This is a genomic window from Methanomicrobium antiquum, from assembly GCF_029633915.1.
GTDB lineage: Archaea > Halobacteriota > Methanomicrobia > Methanomicrobiales > Methanomicrobiaceae > Methanomicrobium > Methanomicrobium antiquum.
Genome location: NZ_CP091092.1, coordinates 2,022,101 through 2,037,334 on the forward strand (window position 1 = coordinate 2,022,101; position 15,234 = coordinate 2,037,334).

Consider the following 15,234-nt stretch of genomic DNA (forward strand, 5'->3'; position numbering starts at 1 on the left):
ATTCAAATTTTTTCCGGCAGAAGAAATTTTAAAAGAGCAAAATTTACAATTAGAAAAAAAGACTGATTGATATGGGATTTACTATAACAGAGAAGATATTTTCAAAGCACTGTAAAAGAGACTGCAGTGCAGGCGAGGTTGTGATGGCGCCGGTTGACGGCTGTATGATACATGATATCACAGGGCCTCTTGCTATAAACGTCTTTCATGAGATGGAAGGAGAAAAAGTGTTTGACCCTGATAAAGTCATAATGCTTTTTGACCACCAGATTCCGGCAGACTCCATAAGTGCAGCGGAAAATCATGTTATGATGAGAAAGTTTGCAAAAGAGCAGGGAATACACAACTACGATATAAAAGAGGGCGTCTGCCACCAGGTTGTGCCTGAGAAGGGAAGGGTGAAACCTGGCGATATTGTTGTCGGGTCTGATTCACATACATGTGCATACGGAGCACTTGGTGCTTTTTCAACCGGAATCGGCTCAACAGACATGGCATATGCCCTTAAATTCGGCGAACTCTATTTCAGGATTCCTGATACGATAAAAATCGAGGCCTTTGGTAAATTTCAGAGCAGAGTCGGCCCAAAAGATCTCATCTTAAACCTTGCAGGCGATATTGGAGCAGATGGTGCAACCTACAGGGCGCTTGAATTTACCGGGAGTGCATTTTCTGATATGGATATTCCGGGAAGGATGACATGTTCGAATATGGCAATTGAGATGGGAGCAAAGGCAGGAATTGTGCCGCCGGACAAAAAAACATGGGATTATCTTAAAGGAAGATGTGAGTGCACTCCGTTTAGTCTTTCAAGTGATTCAGATGCTGAATTTTTTGAGGTTAAAAGCTACGATATCGGAGAAATCAATCCAAAAGTCGCTGTTCCTCATAATGTTGACAATGTTGTCGATGTTTCAGAGGTTGCCGGACGCCATATCGATCAGGTCTTTATAGGGTCGTGCACAAACGGAAGATATGAGGACTTTTTAGAGGCGGCTGAGGTTTTAGGCGATGATAAATTTGCAGATGATGTCAGGGTGATAATAGTTCCTGCATCAAAGGATGAATACTTAAAAGTCTTAAAGGCTGGTCTTATTGAGAAGTTTGTGGACGCTGGAGCGCTTGTTGAGGCTCCATGCTGTGGGCCGTGTATGGGAGGCGCTTTTGGTCTTTTGGCACCGGGCGAGGTCTCTTTATCAACGTCAAACAGAAATTTCAGGGGCAGGCAGGGAAGCACTGAAAGTTTTGTTTATTTATCTTCGCCTGCGACAGCGGCGGCAAGTGCAGTTAAGGGAAAAATTACTGATCCAAGGGAGGTGTGAGATATGCCAAGAGCATGGAAGTTTGGCGATGATGTTGATACAGATGCAATAATTCCGGGCAGATTTCTGACAATTTATGATCCAAAAGAGCTTGCAGAACATGCATTTGAGGGAACACGCGATGATTTTTCCAAAAAAGCAAAGCCAGGCGATATAATTGTTGCAGGGCGGAATTTTGGCTGTGGTTCTTCGCGTGAGCATGCACCTCTTGCACTAAAAGGATGTGGGATTGAGTTTGTTGTTGCAAAGTCGTTTGCGAGAATATTTTACAGAAATGCAATTAATACAGGTGTTTTACCTGTTGTCTGTGCAGATACAGATGAAATTTCTGACGGTGCCAAAGTCTTTGTTAATTTAGAGGAGTCATATATTGAGGCTGACTCGAAGAGATATACACTTGAGCCAATCCCTGATTTTATGATGAGGATTGTTCATGCCGGCGGTCTTGTTGAATATGCAAAAAATAAGTGATTGGGAATTTTTATGACGACATATAAAGCGGCCTGCATGCCGGGAGACGGAATAGGGCCTGAAATTATTGCAGAGGGCAGAAAAGTTCTTGATTCTGCAGGAGAGAAGTTCGGCTTTGATATAGACTGGACTGATTATGATACCGGTGCTGAGAGATATTTAAAGACCGGTGAGCTTATTTCAGAGGATGAGTTAAAGGAGCTTTCAAAGTTTTCAACCATCTACTTTGGCTCAATCGGTGATGACAGGGTAAAGCCCGGAATTTTGGAGAAGGGAATTTTGCTTGCTCTTCGGTTTTACTTTGATCAGTACGTGAATCTCCGGCCGATTAAGCTTTTGAAAGGTGTTTCTACTCCGCTTGCAAACAAAAAACCATCAGATATTGACTTTGTTGTAGTCCGTGAGAACACCGAGGATTTCTATGTCGGAATCGGTTCAAGGGTAAAATCCGGAAAACAAAGGGATGAGCTGTCTGTATTACGCGATTTGTATAATGTCAAATTCGGCATTGATGTTGAGACAGATGCCGATGAGCTTGCATACCAGATTGGAGTTGTAAGCCGGCAGGGCTCAAAGCGTGTGATGGAGTATGCATTTGATCTTTCTATGACACGTGATAAGAAGCTGACATCGGTTGACAAGGCTAATGTTTTAACTGATGTTTACGGTCTGTGGCGTGAGGTCTTTGAGGAGACTAAGATTAATTATCCGGCGGTTTCTACCGATTATAACTTCGTTGACGCAATTACGATGTGGTTTGTCAAAAACCCGGAGTGGTTCGATGTTGTTGTAACGCCAAATATGTTTGGCGATATCATAACAGATCTTGGTGCGATGATCCAGGGAGGATTAGGGCTTGCTCCGGGCGGAAACATTAATCCTGATGGAACGTCCATGTTTGAGCCGATTCACGGCTCCGCTCCCAAATATAAAGGACAAAATGTTGCAAATCCTCTTGCTACAATCTGGGCAGGAAGCCTTTTACTCGATACTCTCGGAGAAAAAGAGGCGGCGGCGGCGGTTGTTTCATCAATTGAGCACTCGATTGAGAAAGGCGCTGTAACCCGCGATATGGGCGGTTCGATGGGAACGAATGAGATTGGCGAGTGGATTGCAAAAGATATTTTGAATAAATAAAAACCCGGTTTTTTTATTTTTTAAAATACTGCTTAATAATAAGCTATTTATGTTTTTTAAAATCCTGTTAAGGATCATTAATTCAGGTTTTTATATGTTATATCTAATGACAGAGCCCCTTTTTACAGGAGGAGGACAGCCCCAAAAATCCCTGATTTAAGCTTGTTTTGCCGTTTTACCGGATGCTTCAGATACCCCTGATAAATACACTCTATACGACGGTTTAAGAGATAACCAAGCCCTAATTGCGTAGATATAGTGGCATTCTATTGCCCCTTATTTTCAGAGGATGTTTACATTGAAGAGTGTTGAGAAAGTATGATACAGGGCTTGTATGAAGGTCTCAAAACAGGCGTTTTGACCTGTTTTACGGACCTATTTAAGGTTTACTTAATAGATTATGAGTTTTCATAATTGGAAAAAACAAGTAACAAATCAAAAAGGAACGCTACCCGATAATGATTGAATAAAGACTGTCCTTTGCTGAAAGAAAAACCATTCAGGTGTTGCAAGAGATGAGATTTTGCATACTCACAAAAATTTTAAGAATGTCAGGCCATAATAATGATCATGCCAACCATCACTGTGGACGATGAACTTAAACAGGAGCTTAAGAAAATTGGTCGTAAAGGTGAATCATACAACGATATTGTTGATCGGCTCCTAACTTATTATTGCACCAAAAAATTAGATGCTGAATTAAATGATATTTTAGAAAATGAAGAATTCACACCTTTAGATTTGGAAGCTATATAATATGACTTACTCCCTTCTTGCTACAAAGAGATTCAGAAAAGAGTTAAGCCTCCTGGATGATGCAACCAAAAAGAGAGTTAAGGAAGCTCTTGCAGGTCTAATAGAGGATCCTTTTACATCCCGGCCAAATGTAGATATTAAGCAGTTAAAAAATATGACTCCTAAAAAATACAGACTGAGAGTAGGAGATTATAGAATCTTTTTTTACATTGGTAATAATGAAATTAAATTGTTAAAGATTGCAGACAGAAAAACAGCATATAAAAGATAAAAAAAATTGAATATAATTACTATATGTAAAGAGCCAGTCAGTCTCTATGAGTTGTATAAAAAGTGAAGGGCGTCTTTTCCTTCCTGAGTGATATGAATCAATGATTTTCTGTTCCTTTTTTCAATTTCGATGTATTTCCATTTCAAAAGGGGATCTATATAACGTCTTTCCAGTGCCCTGTATTTTGCAGGAACCTCGTTTTTTACCTTTTCTTCAACAAGAGTTATTTTTTCCCGCTCTAATATCTCAATCACTATTTTTTTATTAAGACCCTTTGAGCCGCCTTCTGAATCATATATCATATTTTTACTGATTATTGCAAGCACTTTTATTAAGCTGTCAGATGGTTTTTCTATTCTGTATTCCGGAAGAATTTGTATATTTTTAAAACCGCTTGTCAATTGTTCTCCCATTTCAGGTTCAAGTTCATATTTTTCCGGTTGGACATAATAAGGTAAAACTGAGATGTGTTCTTCTTTGAAGATCATCGAGATCATCATTCCCGCAATTGAATGAATTTTTGATCCTGTTGATACATTGATAAAAATATGATTCTCTTTCTCTTCCTGTAATATTTCTCTATAGGCTTTTAATGTATCATACAATTTCAGATTTTTAAAATCAGTTTTTATATCAATAACATCCAGTCCTGTTGATTTTTCTTTCAGTTGTCTTTTAATCTCATTTACACAATAAGCTCCTTTGTCATTTTCATCTTTATCAATTAACAGATATAGCCTGTCTGCATTCATCCGAATTACCGGAATAACGACACGATCAATTTCAAACCCAACAGGGGCAATGTGAACTCTTTTTGGGTTTAACAATTTTGTTGTAAATTCCATTATTAACATAATTTCCGTTAATAAATATAAATTCTTGGACGTCTTTAGTTAAGTTTATAGAGTCTGTTATAGACAAAAAAATATACATTTATTTTGGATTTTAAAGATCCAATAATATAAATTGTATTTTAGGGGATTTTTCAATGAGTTCTAGTTCAAATGAATATCAACAATTTTTTCGAGATGCAACAGGGCATCTGCCATACCCATATCAGGAGAAATTAGCAACATCAGATAATTTTCCTGAAGTTATTGAAGTTCCAACCGGGCTTGGAAAAACCGATGCAATTATTCTCGCATGGATTTGGAGACGGCGCTTTGATCCAAGAAATGATGTTCGGAACTCTACTCCAAGAAGACTTTTTTTCTGCCTCCCAATGAGAGTTCTTGTCGAACAAACCAGGGATAAAGTAGAGAAATGGCTTGATAAACTAAATCTTCTTGGAAAAAATTCTACAAATGATGGCGAGAAGATTTCTGTTACGGTTTTGATGGGAGGGGAAGACAAGCACAACTGGGATCTCTATCCGGAGAGAGATGCGATTATTATCGGAACACAGGATATGTTGATTTCCCGTGCCCTGAATCGTGGATATGGTATGAGCAGGTATAGATGGCCAACCCATTTTGGACTCATGAACAATGATTGTCTCTGGGTAATGGACGAGATCCAGCTTATGGGAAAAGGTCTTTCTACAACACTGCAACTCCAGGCATTCCGCAATAAAATTGGAACGATTGACTCACTTCCCGCAAAATCGGTCTGGATGAGTGCAACTCTGAATAAGGAGTGGTTAAAGACTGTGGACTATAATCCTGAAAAAGAGATTAATAAAGTTCAAAAACTTGATGAGGATGATTTAAAAGAACCTCTTGTTAATAAACGCAATAATGCGATTAAAATATTAAGGAAAGCAAAACACGATTCCACCAAACCAAAAGAACTTGCTGAAGAGATTATTTCAAAACACAAAGCAGGCTATAGAACTCTTGTAGTAGTTAATACCGTAAAAAGGGCTACTGAGCTATATGAAGCATTGGAGAAGAAAAAACCGGATGCTTCACTTGTTTTAATCCATTCGAGGTTCAGACCTTCAGATAGAAAAAAGGTTGTGCAGTCTCTTCTTGATGAGCCAAATGAATTTGGGACTATAATTGTTTCTACACAGGTTATTGAAGCAGGAGTTGATGTTTCGGCAAAGGTGCTTTTCACAGAACTTTGCCCATGGTCATCTCTCGTTCAGAGATTGGGAAGATGCAACCGTTCAGGTGAATATGATGATGCGGAGATTTACTGGATAGATGTTTTATTAGACAAGAAAAATTCAGCACTCCCATATACGGAAGAAGAACTTTCAAAGTCATATGATATTCTAACAGAATTTGAAGGGTGCAGTGTTGGACCAGCAAATCTTCCAGCTGTTGATCTAAATTTTACTCATAAGCAAATTATTCGAAAGAAGGAGATCTTTGAACTCTTTGACACAACTCCTGATTTAACCGGCAGTGATATTGATATCTCAAGGTACATTCGCGATGATGAGGAGATGGATTTTTCAGTATTCTGGCGTGATTTTAATTATTCCGGAATATTTGATGATAGCCTGCCCCACAGAGATGAATTATGTTCTGTTCCTGTAAGTGATATAAAAAACCTGGTGGATAAGCATACAGTCCGAATCTGGGACCACCTTGATGGTGAATGGAAGGTTGTCAGAAAGGGAAATTACAGTGATATCTATCCAGGAGTAACAGTGTTGCTTGACTCTAAAGAGGGCGGCTATAGTAGTGAAAAAGGATGGGATCTTAAATCAAAGAAGGCTGTCGATGAGATTTCACATGCAGACAAGGGTATTGAAAAACCCTATTCTGATTATATTTCAGAAGGTAAGTGGGAGTCTGTTGCTGAACATACAGATGAAGTTTGCAGAGAAATTGAATCAATAATGAACAAAATTGGGTTGGATGGAAATTTTTCTGGATCACTTATTGATGGTGCACGCTGGCATGATGCAGGAAAGGCTCATAGATCATTTCAGGCTCTAATAAAAGATGAGGAATTGGAAAGTTATTCAAATCCTCCTGCGGCTAAAGCACCTAAAGGAGCCTGGAAGGGTAACCCCGGACTTAATAAATGTAATGAGGATGGAAGGAGGAAATTTTTCCGCCACGAACTTGCTTCCGGTATTTTGGCTTTAATGAACGGTAAGAGTGATTTGGCAGCATATCTTGCAGCCGCTCATCATGGAAAGGTTCGTGGCTCTATCAGGTCAATGCCGGATGAATGTGTTCCTTTGGATAAGGAGAGGAGGTATGCCCGCGGGGTCTGGGATGGCGATATTGTTCCTGAGACAGATCTTGGTGGAGGTGTTAAGTTGCCGGAGACTGAAATTGACCTTTCATTTATGGATCTTGGAGAAGGCAGGAAAGGACCAAGCTGGTCTGCAAGAGTTCTAAACCTCAGGGATTCTCCAGATATCGGACCTTTCAGGCTGGCATATATGGAGGCGTTAATGAAAGCATCTGATGAAAGAGCAAGTGGAGGTGGAAAGAATGACTGATTTGGCACTGAAGGGCTGTACTTATGAGCCGATGTCGGCTTATTTGTCTGCTCTTGCTGTACTAAGGCTCGTTAGCGAACAAAAAGATCCCGATGCAAAAGGCTGGTGGGACGATCTTGGTGTTTTTCATCTTGATTCCTGTCTTGATGAAGAAGGTTTAGTAAATTTCTTCCTTGAGGAATACCGGCCGACTCCTATTGTTTCGCCGTGGAATGGTGGATCAGGATTTAATGACGGGGACAATGTAGATAGTTTAAATGCGATAATTAAGGACGATTCCGAGCGTTTATCTTCATATCGTGAAACCATCAAAACAATTCGTTCATTCCCTGAGATACCCAATACCGATGTTCCACTGAGAGAATTAATTACTATTTTCCGTAATGAAACTAACGAGAAGAAGGGGAAAACCAAAGATGATTTTCTGGAACTTTTGGAGAGAACAGAAAGATCGATTTCTGAAATTCCTTATCTTACTTCTGATGATGAAATTTTAAAACACACTATCCCGGAGCTTGAAGAGAGGGCAAAAACATCAAAAAAGTCTTCAGATAAAGAGAAAAAGCAATCGGATGCCATAAAAATTCTTTTAAGGGAAGTCAAGAAGATCAGAACTAACGTAAAAACTCTCTTGAAAAAGAAAAGTTCAGGGAAGGAGGATATTATTTCTGCCAGCAGGGATCGTTTGAATGATCAGGTGGCTGAATGGATAGATGCATCAACTTTAATTGCTCCAGATGGTACTGCAGTATATCCTCCTATTCTTGGAACAGGTGGAAATGATGGAAGATTTGAATTTTCGAATAATTTTATGAGCTGTATTGTAAACCTGCTTATTGAACAGCCCGAGTATTCTAAAACCCTTTTGATGAATGCAATCTTTGATGAAAAGACAGATTGTCTTCAAAATATATCTATTGGACAGTATGATCCAAGCCGGACCGGCGGATTTAATCAGGGAAATGGAATAGAGAATAAAGATGAATTTAAAGCCAATCCCTGGGCTTTTATTCTCACTTTTGAGGGGACAATTCCCTGGGCAAGTTCTGTAGTTAAGAGTAAGAATTTGAAAACCAGAGGAGATTCTCTTCTCAGAAGTCCTTTCACTGTCCGGTCTGTTCAGGTAGGTTACAATTCATCTGCTGAAAATGAGAAATCACGTGCTGAAATCTGGGCACCAGTATGGAAAAATCCTACTAAATACAGGGAGTTAAAGTCTTTTTTGAGTGAAGGGCGGGCAAATATCGGTAGAAACATGGCAGCGAACAGTATTGAATTTGCAGAGGCTGTCCGTTCTTTAAGTGTTGACAGGGGAATTTCGGATTTCGTAAGGTACAATCTCCTTGAAAGAAGAGGTAATAACTACCTTGCTCTTCCTACGGGTGTCTTCAATGTTCATTATAAAGAAGAAAGTTCTCTGATTCGGGAATTAAATCCGTTATTGTCTTCGGTGGATTTTGTACTCCGGGGAGATAATATTCCTGCAAGCTTAAAATCCGCAAGGAGGAAAATTGATGAAAAGATCTATGATAGTTTACTTTATGGGGGTAAAACGAATGTAAAAGCTCTTATCTCAGCAATCGGACAATTTGAAAAACTTTTATCCCGGTCAGGGAGTACGTCAGAACCCATAATCAGAAGACCAATATCAGGCCTTTCTCCCCGGTGGATTGAGTTTGCCGATGACGGCAGTCTTGAGGTTAGAATTGCAGCGGCAATTGCCTCAATAAGATCTACCGGGGGTGTAGGTCCAATCAGGGCTAATCTTTCCCCGGTAGACCCTAAAAGACCTTACCTGTGGAGTACAGGAAAAGGACAGTTTGCATGGGAAGGAAACTCCATTTATGCAAGACTAAGTTCCGTCCTCTCCAGAAGGATGATGGATGCAGAAAGGCTGGGAGTAAACCATAACCCTCTTTGGGGTGCAATCCATCTTTCAGCTAAAGACATAAATGCGTTCATTGAAGGGCATGTCGATGAATCACTTGTCGAAAATCTTCTTTTTGGATTCAGCTGGATTAACTGGAATAAAAAGGATGATCTAGCCGAATTGAATAAAACTCTTTTTGAAAAGGAGAAGAATAGAAATGATAAAGAAAATTCAGGTGTGATTTCAAGACCTTATGCTTTGCTTAAGCTGTTATTCATGCCTGATGGCATAAAAAAAGCCGATGTTCGGGTTATCATTAAACCTGAATCATCGATAATTCCACTCCTTCGTGCAGGACGGATAAAGGATGCCTGCACAATTGCCGATCGAAGACTTCGAACAAAGGATTTCATACCTGTTACCTCATCTTTTCCTGATGGAGGCAATGGTTTGCAAATTTCTGCCGCCCTTCTGATCCCTGTAAGAGATGAATGGCGGCTTAAGAAGTTAGTACTGAGAGAAGAACAAGACAAAAATTAATTTGAGGTGAAAAAATGACAGAAATAAATATTGATTTTGAAAAGCTTGCAAAGACTCCAAGATTATTAATCGAAGCGGAATTGAAACCTATTCAGGGCGAGAGATTTCAGCCCACCGGATTTCCGGATCTGGGAGCGGCAGTTTACGAAAGACCTGACGGGAAGCGTATGATTCTTGTCGAATCGGCTCAGTCGGTTGCAAACCGTCTTGAAGCGACAATTCTTGATGAATCCGGAATTGGTATTGCAAATGAATTCACAGGTATTCCATATATTTGTGTGAATCTTGAAGGACAGATAGATGGCGGCGATTATTCTACCAGGACTACTTCACTGATTGAAGCTCACAGAATCAACTCGCCGTTCATTATCAGTAATGAAGATTTTAAAAATGGCTTTAAGAACAGAGCCAATTATGAAAAAGGAAAACCTCTTGACTGGAAAAAGATTGCAGCGGCATTTTTGTATTATGATCCAAATTCCCTTATTCATGGTGCATTTATGGCAAACCTTGAGGATGGAAGGGTCAAAGTTCAAAGGGCCCTGACTGGCTTTATTGAAGCTGAAGGAATAAATGAAGTCGCTTCCGGAGGTGTAAAGAATAATCCTCTTGATCCAACCGGCAAGATTAGGGCAGAGAATTATGACAAAGATGTCTATGGGAATGTCCCATATCACCGGATGGAATATACAGCAGACCGTATTGTTGCCTACTTCAATTTTGACATTTCATTGCTTGAAGGGTATGGTCTTCCAAATGAAGCAAAAGAACTTCTTATTGCCCTTGGACTTTACAAAGTCCGAAAACTGTTAAACCAAGGACTAAGGCTGAGAACTGCATGTGATTTTGTTGTCATGGATGATATCAGAGTAACAAATCCTGACGGTTTTGTGATTCCTGTTGAAGATTCACTTTTAAAGATCGTTCAGGAAAAAATTCAGGCATGTGCCTCTAAAGGTTTGTTTGCACAACCGGCAGTGACTGAATTAAAAGCAGAAGTCAAGAAGAAAGATAAAAAATCAAAAGATGAAGAAGATGAAACTAACTGAAATGGGAGCTTAATTATGCTTGCTATTGAAGTAAAGTTTCTTACCGGACGTTTCCATGCAACTCCCTGGGGGAGGAATGTAAACGAAGGAGTTCTCGAGTGGCCCCCTTCACCTTACAGGCTCATTCGTGCTCTCTATGATGTCTGGAAACGCAAATTCCCATATTGGCCTGAGGGTCGCGTTGAGTCAATCCTTTGTGAACTTGCCCGTGAACCTCCATTATTTGAGCTTCCTGAAGCTAATGCCTCTCATACACGCTCTTATCTTAGCCAAAATAAAGAGGACATCACAAAGAAGCAAATGGTTTTTGATGCATTTGTAGTAATGCAGGAGGATTCGGCTGTAAAGATGATGTGGCCGAACTCACATCTTTCAGATGACAAATTAAAAGATCTCGATTGTTTGCTTTCTCATCTTAATTACTTTGGGAGATCCGAGTCATGGGTTGAGGCGAGAATAATTCCTGAAACAAATGGGACAAAATGGAATTGTGCCCCTGATTATTGTGAAAATCCTGTAAAAAATCTTGAGCCTGTAAAGGTTGCGTGTCCCGTTACTTTGGATGATTACATGGAAAATCCATATATTGCCAAAGCAGTGATAAAAAAGGATAAAGACCGGGAATACAGCTGGATGGATTCATTTACAGTTACAACCTCAGATATGCTCGATTCAGGTCTGAATGTTCCTCCGGGACTTAAGTTTATTACATATCTGCGAAGAAATGACTGTTTTAAGATCTCAAAACCAGCCACTTCAAATTACGCCCGGACTGGCTATACCGCAGTTATCTATGCCCTTGATTCAAAGGTTCATCCATCTGTAAAAGAGACTATTGAGCTGTCAGAACGTGTTCATCGAAAAATCATGGGTGTTTATAAAAGAGTTGTCAATGACCCTGATAAGAAATCCACGATTTTTAGCGGAAGAGATGGAGATGGAAGACCTCTTAGGAATCATCAACATACCTACATTTGTCCAATTGACAAAGATAATGATGGCTGGCTTGATCATCTTGTTATAATCTCAAAGACTCCATTTAATCCTGAAGAGCAAATCACCCTCGATCGTCTGAATAAAACATGGCAGCCTGACGGAAAACCGGATATCTTTTTTGTTCCTCTGAAATGGGGTGATTACAAAGACATTCTTGATGAAAACTCCGGAACAAGATTTAGAAGTTCAACACCTTTTGTTCCGCCAAGGCATTACAGGAAGGGAAGGGGGGATTTCATGGAATGGATTGCAGGTGAGGTTAAGAAGGAGGCAGAATATCATGGTCTTCCTGTACCTGTAGAGGTAAAGCCGGTTGAGAATTTGTCCTTGAAGAATGGCAGATCTCTTCGGTGGCTTGAGTTCCGCAGGAGCAGAAAAGGGGAGAGCAGAAAGATGGGATATGGATTTGAGATAGTCTTTCCTGAACCTGTATCACAACCGATTGCTCTTGGATATGGTGCACATTTTGGACTCGGACAGTTTGTTTCGGTAAAATATTAGAGAGAAAAAGGGCAGGAGTGAGAAAAATTAGTGAATTTGAAATGCCGGATCTTATTCCTGCCCGTATGCTCAACGAATTTACTTATTGTCCAAGATTGTGCTATATCGAATGGGTTGAGGGGGAATTTGAGGATAATGCTGATACCGTTGATGGCAGATTCCAGCACAGGAGAGTTGATCAAAGCCAGGGCGTAGTTCCCAATCCTGAAGAAGTTGCAGATTTTACAGCAAGATCTGTTGATATTTCTGCACATGAAATCGGCATTGTATGCCGACTTGACCTTATTGAGGGCAAAGACGGACATGTAATTCCTGTTGAATATAAACGCGGTTACGTTCCAAAAATTGAAGGGGGGGCATATGAATCAGATAAAGTTCAGCTTTGTGCCCAAGGCCTTGCACTTAAAGAGAATGGGTACGAGTGTAATGAAGGACTAATTTATTTTGTCAAATCAAAACAGAAAGTTCAGATAACTTTCAATGAATTATTAGTCAACCGGACAAAACAACTCATCAATAATTTGAGATTGATGATTGCTTCAGAAAAAATCCCTTCGCCACTTGTAGAGAGTTCCAGATGTGTCCGGTGCTCTCTTGCAGGAATATGCCTTCCGGATGAGATCAATTTCCTGAAAAATCCTGAGAATAGGAATGAGGAAATACCACAGGTAAGAAAATTTCTTCCTCCGAGAGATGACCAAATTCCTCTTTATGTAACAGGCTATGGTCAGACAGTGAGGAAAAAAGGTGAGAGATTAGAGGTATGGTCAAATCGAGACAAAACAGGTGAGGTGAAAATCAGGGAATTGTCACAAATCTCCCTTTATGGAAGTGCAGATATAACATCACCCGCATTTACAGAGATTTTGCAAAGAAACATTCCGATAAACTATTTTTCTTATGGAGGATGGTTTTATGGATTTTCTCAGGGAAATTCTCATAAAAATGTAGAACTAAGAATTAAACAGTTCGCTTTTGCAGAAGATAAAAAAAGATCTTTAAAACTGGCTCAGATGTTTGTTTATGGGAAAATTCTTAATTCCAGAACAATTTTACGCAGAAATGATGGAGAAGTTTCTGATGAAATTTTAAAATCGCTGAAAAAACTTGCCAGTGATGCCAAATCATCCAATTCCTTGCAGACACTGTTGGGAATTGAAGGAGGAGCCGCTCAGATTTATTTTTCAAGATTTAATAATCTTCTAAAATCAGATGATAGCTGGTATTCTTTTGAAAACCGAAATCGCAGACCTCCAAAAGATCCGGTAAATACTGTTCTTTCCTATCTTTATGGGGTGATGGTCAAGGAATTTTTTGTAACTCTTAACACAACAGGTTTTGATCCATATCTGGGCTTTTACCATCAGCCACGTTATGGCAGACCTGCACTTGCATTAGATATGATGGAAGAGTTCAGGTCAATAATTGCGGATTCGGTTACTTTTACATTGTTTAATAATGGAGAATTATCTGAAAGGGATTTCATCTCAAGAGGTCTTGGAGTAACATTAACTCCCACAGGCAAGAAAGCCGTTTTGAGAGGTTATGAAAGAAGAATAAGCACCGAAGTAAAGCATCCTTTGTTTGGATATAAAGTTAGTTACAGGCGGATTTTTGAAGTTCAGGCAAGGCTATTATCCCGTGTATTACATGGAGAAATTGATGTATATCCTCCTTTTTTAACAAGGTGAGCATTTTGGGAAAACTTAGAGTGTATATTGTCAGTTATGATATATCAGATAGTAAGAGGCTTTACAGGGTTCACAAAACAATGAAAGGATTTGGAGAACCGGTTCACTATTCTGTTTTCAGATGTAATCTCTCAGATAAAGATAAAATTGAATTAATTGCAATATTATCAGAAATTATAAAGCATGATGAAGACAGGATTATGATTATTGATCTAGGTTTCCTTGACGGTTATGTTGACAGAAGAATCAGTCTAATCGGGGTTCACCCAGAGGAGGATAATAATGAATCGGCAATCATTGTATGATCTTTTCGAGACCTCAGGTGGTTTGCTGTTCTTTATATGGCCCCTCGAAAAAAACTTAAACAAAACAAAATTTTCAATAAATTTAAAAAAAAGGGTGTGCTATTGACAAAATTCCAAAAAAATTGTTACCCTTTTCGATTTAATAAATAAAAGAGGGGAGTTGAATTGCTGGAAAAAAGTAAAATCTACACTACAGATAATATAATTCCAAACAGCATAATGCTAAAAACAAAAATCTTTTATCATCTGCATTTTATCATATATAATAGGGACTCTTACCACATCTGAAAAGATGTGGCTCCATTGAAGTGCTACAATCCCAAATAAAAACAAGATAATAAACGGCAACTTACCACATCTGAAAAGATGTGGCTCCATTGAAGTTCGTTTATCTCTAAATAAAAAGAATCATCAGATTTTCTTACCACATCTGAAAAGATGTGGCTCCATTGAAGTATTATCCCCTCTCCCCCTCCTACGGTTGTATTTAATGCTTACCACATCTGAAAAGATGTGGCTCCATTGAAGTCCCCGACGGATCGTATTGGTTGCATGACTATATTGAGCTTACCACATCTGAAAAGATGTGGCTCCATTGAAGTCTGGTTGTTTTTCGGGTTCTGTCATTGTTTTCCTCAACTTACCACATCTGAAAAGATGTGGCTCCATTGAAGTTGCAAAAATTTCCGGCCAGTTAATCTCCTGGGTGAAACTTACCACATCTGAAAAGATGTGGCTCCATTGAAGTACAAAGGTTTAGAACGAGTTAAGAAAGCACAATCTCCTTACCACATCTGAAAAGATGTGGCTCCATTGAAGTGATACTGAAATGGGTGTGACTTCTGATGAGTCTATACCGCTTACCACATCTGAAAAGATGTGGCTCCATTGAAGTCTAAGCGCCCATTTAACAATATCG

General features: G+C 39.4%; 12 protein-coding genes and 1 CRISPR repeat array (1 of these 13 running past the window's edge). Of the genes, 11 read left to right on the forward strand and 1 reads right to left on the reverse strand.

All coding sequences use genetic code 11. The features are described 5' to 3' along the window. Nucleotides 1-71: 71 nt before the first annotated feature. From L1994_RS09955 to L1994_RS09975, 5 genes are all read left to right on the forward strand, one after another. Nucleotides 72-1,322, forward strand: a complete 1,251-nt coding sequence (locus tag L1994_RS09955; protein WP_278099289.1) for a 3-isopropylmalate dehydratase large subunit — start codon at nt 72-74, stop codon at nt 1,320-1,322. A gap of 3 nt (nt 1,323-1,325) precedes the next feature. Beyond that, entirely contained in the window at nt 1,326-1,793 is a 468-nt protein-coding gene (locus tag L1994_RS09960; protein WP_278099290.1) for a 3-isopropylmalate dehydratase small subunit, read from the forward strand. Between the two features lie 12 nt (nt 1,794-1,805). After that, complete coding sequence (locus L1994_RS09965; protein WP_278099291.1) at nt 1,806-2,930, forward strand: isocitrate/isopropylmalate dehydrogenase family protein; 1,125 nt, start codon at nt 1,806-1,808, stop codon at nt 2,928-2,930. A 570-nt stretch (nt 2,931-3,500) separates the two neighbouring features. Continuing rightward, nucleotides 3,501-3,686, forward strand: a complete 186-nt coding sequence (locus L1994_RS09970) for a DUF7557 family protein (RefSeq protein WP_278099292.1) — start codon at nt 3,501-3,503, stop codon at nt 3,684-3,686. 1 nt (nt 3,687) lies between these two features. Then, a complete protein-coding gene (locus tag L1994_RS09975) occupies nt 3,688-3,957 on the forward strand; it encodes a type II toxin-antitoxin system RelE family toxin (RefSeq protein WP_278099293.1) in 270 nt (89 codons plus the stop codon). Between the two features lie 44 nt (nt 3,958-4,001). Here the strand turns inward: L1994_RS09975 and L1994_RS09980 are convergent, their stop codons facing one another. Continuing rightward, entirely contained in the window at nt 4,002-4,802 is an 801-nt protein-coding gene (locus tag L1994_RS09980) for an HFX_2341 family transcriptional regulator domain-containing protein (protein WP_278099294.1), read from the reverse strand. 143 nt (nt 4,803-4,945) lie between these two features. On the opposite strand from L1994_RS09980, the gene cas3g reads away from it, so the two are divergent. The 6 genes from cas3g to cas2 are packed head-to-tail and all read left to right on the forward strand — an operon-like array spanning nt 4,946 to nt 14,315. Beyond that, a complete protein-coding gene (cas3g, locus tag L1994_RS09985) occupies nt 4,946-7,363 on the forward strand; it encodes a type I-G CRISPR-associated helicase/endonuclease Cas3g (RefSeq protein WP_278099295.1) in 2,418 nt (805 codons plus the stop codon). Next, the gene (cas8g1, locus tag L1994_RS09990; protein WP_278099296.1) at nt 7,356-9,773 is read left to right on the forward strand and encodes a type I-G CRISPR-associated protein Cas8g1/Csx17; all 2,418 of its coding nucleotides are present in this window, start codon (nt 7,356-7,358) and stop codon (nt 9,771-9,773) included. Before cas3g ends, cas8g1 begins: the two co-directional genes overlap by 8 nt. A 14-nt stretch (nt 9,774-9,787) precedes the next feature. Further along, complete coding sequence (gene cas7g, locus L1994_RS09995; protein WP_278099297.1) at nt 9,788-10,822, forward strand: type I-G CRISPR-associated RAMP protein Csb1/Cas7g; 1,035 nt, start codon at nt 9,788-9,790, stop codon at nt 10,820-10,822. A gap of 15 nt (nt 10,823-10,837) precedes the next feature. Beyond that, entirely contained in the window at nt 10,838-12,319 is a 1,482-nt protein-coding gene (gene csb2, locus L1994_RS10000) for a type I-G CRISPR-associated protein Csb2 (protein WP_278099298.1), read from the forward strand. A 17-nt stretch (nt 12,320-12,336) separates the two neighbouring features. After that, nucleotides 12,337-14,010, forward strand: coding sequence for a CRISPR-associated endonuclease Cas4g/Cas1g (gene cas4g/cas1g / locus L1994_RS10005; RefSeq protein ID WP_278099299.1), 1,674 nt, complete (start codon nt 12,337-12,339; stop codon nt 14,008-14,010). A 5-nt stretch (nt 14,011-14,015) separates the two neighbouring features. Then, the gene (gene cas2, locus L1994_RS10010; RefSeq protein ID WP_278099300.1) at nt 14,016-14,315 is read left to right on the forward strand and encodes a CRISPR-associated endonuclease Cas2; all 300 of its coding nucleotides are present in this window, start codon (nt 14,016-14,018) and stop codon (nt 14,313-14,315) included. 274 nt (nt 14,316-14,589) lie between these two features. After that, nucleotides 14,590-15,234: a CRISPR direct-repeat array (repeat unit 36 nt; unit sequence CTTACCACATCTGAAAAGATGTGGCTCCATTGAAGT) (it continues 1,725 nt past the right edge of the window).

Bases quoted from the DNA above. Each gene is read 5' to 3' on its own strand.
- L1994_RS09955 (WP_278099289.1), top strand. From the start codon at position 72: ATGGGATTTACTATAACAGAGAAGATATTTTCAAAGCACTGTAAAAGA.
- L1994_RS09960 (WP_278099290.1), top strand. From the start codon at position 1,326: ATGCCAAGAGCATGGAAGTTTGGCGATGATGTTGATACAGATGCAATA.
- L1994_RS09965 (WP_278099291.1), top strand. From the start codon at position 1,806: ATGACGACATATAAAGCGGCCTGCATGCCGGGAGACGGAATAGGGCCT.
- L1994_RS09970 (WP_278099292.1), top strand. From the start codon at position 3,501: ATGCCAACCATCACTGTGGACGATGAACTTAAACAGGAGCTTAAGAAA.
- L1994_RS09975 (WP_278099293.1), top strand. From the start codon at position 3,688: ATGACTTACTCCCTTCTTGCTACAAAGAGATTCAGAAAAGAGTTAAGC.
- L1994_RS09980 (WP_278099294.1), bottom strand. From the start codon at position 4,802: ATGGAATTTACAACAAAATTGTTAAACCCAAAAAGAGTTCACATTGCC.
- cas3g (WP_278099295.1), top strand. From the start codon at position 4,946: ATGAGTTCTAGTTCAAATGAATATCAACAATTTTTTCGAGATGCAACA.
- cas8g1 (WP_278099296.1), top strand. From the start codon at position 7,356: ATGACTGATTTGGCACTGAAGGGCTGTACTTATGAGCCGATGTCGGCT.
- cas7g (WP_278099297.1), top strand. From the start codon at position 9,788: ATGACAGAAATAAATATTGATTTTGAAAAGCTTGCAAAGACTCCAAGA.
- csb2 (WP_278099298.1), top strand. From the start codon at position 10,838: ATGCTTGCTATTGAAGTAAAGTTTCTTACCGGACGTTTCCATGCAACT.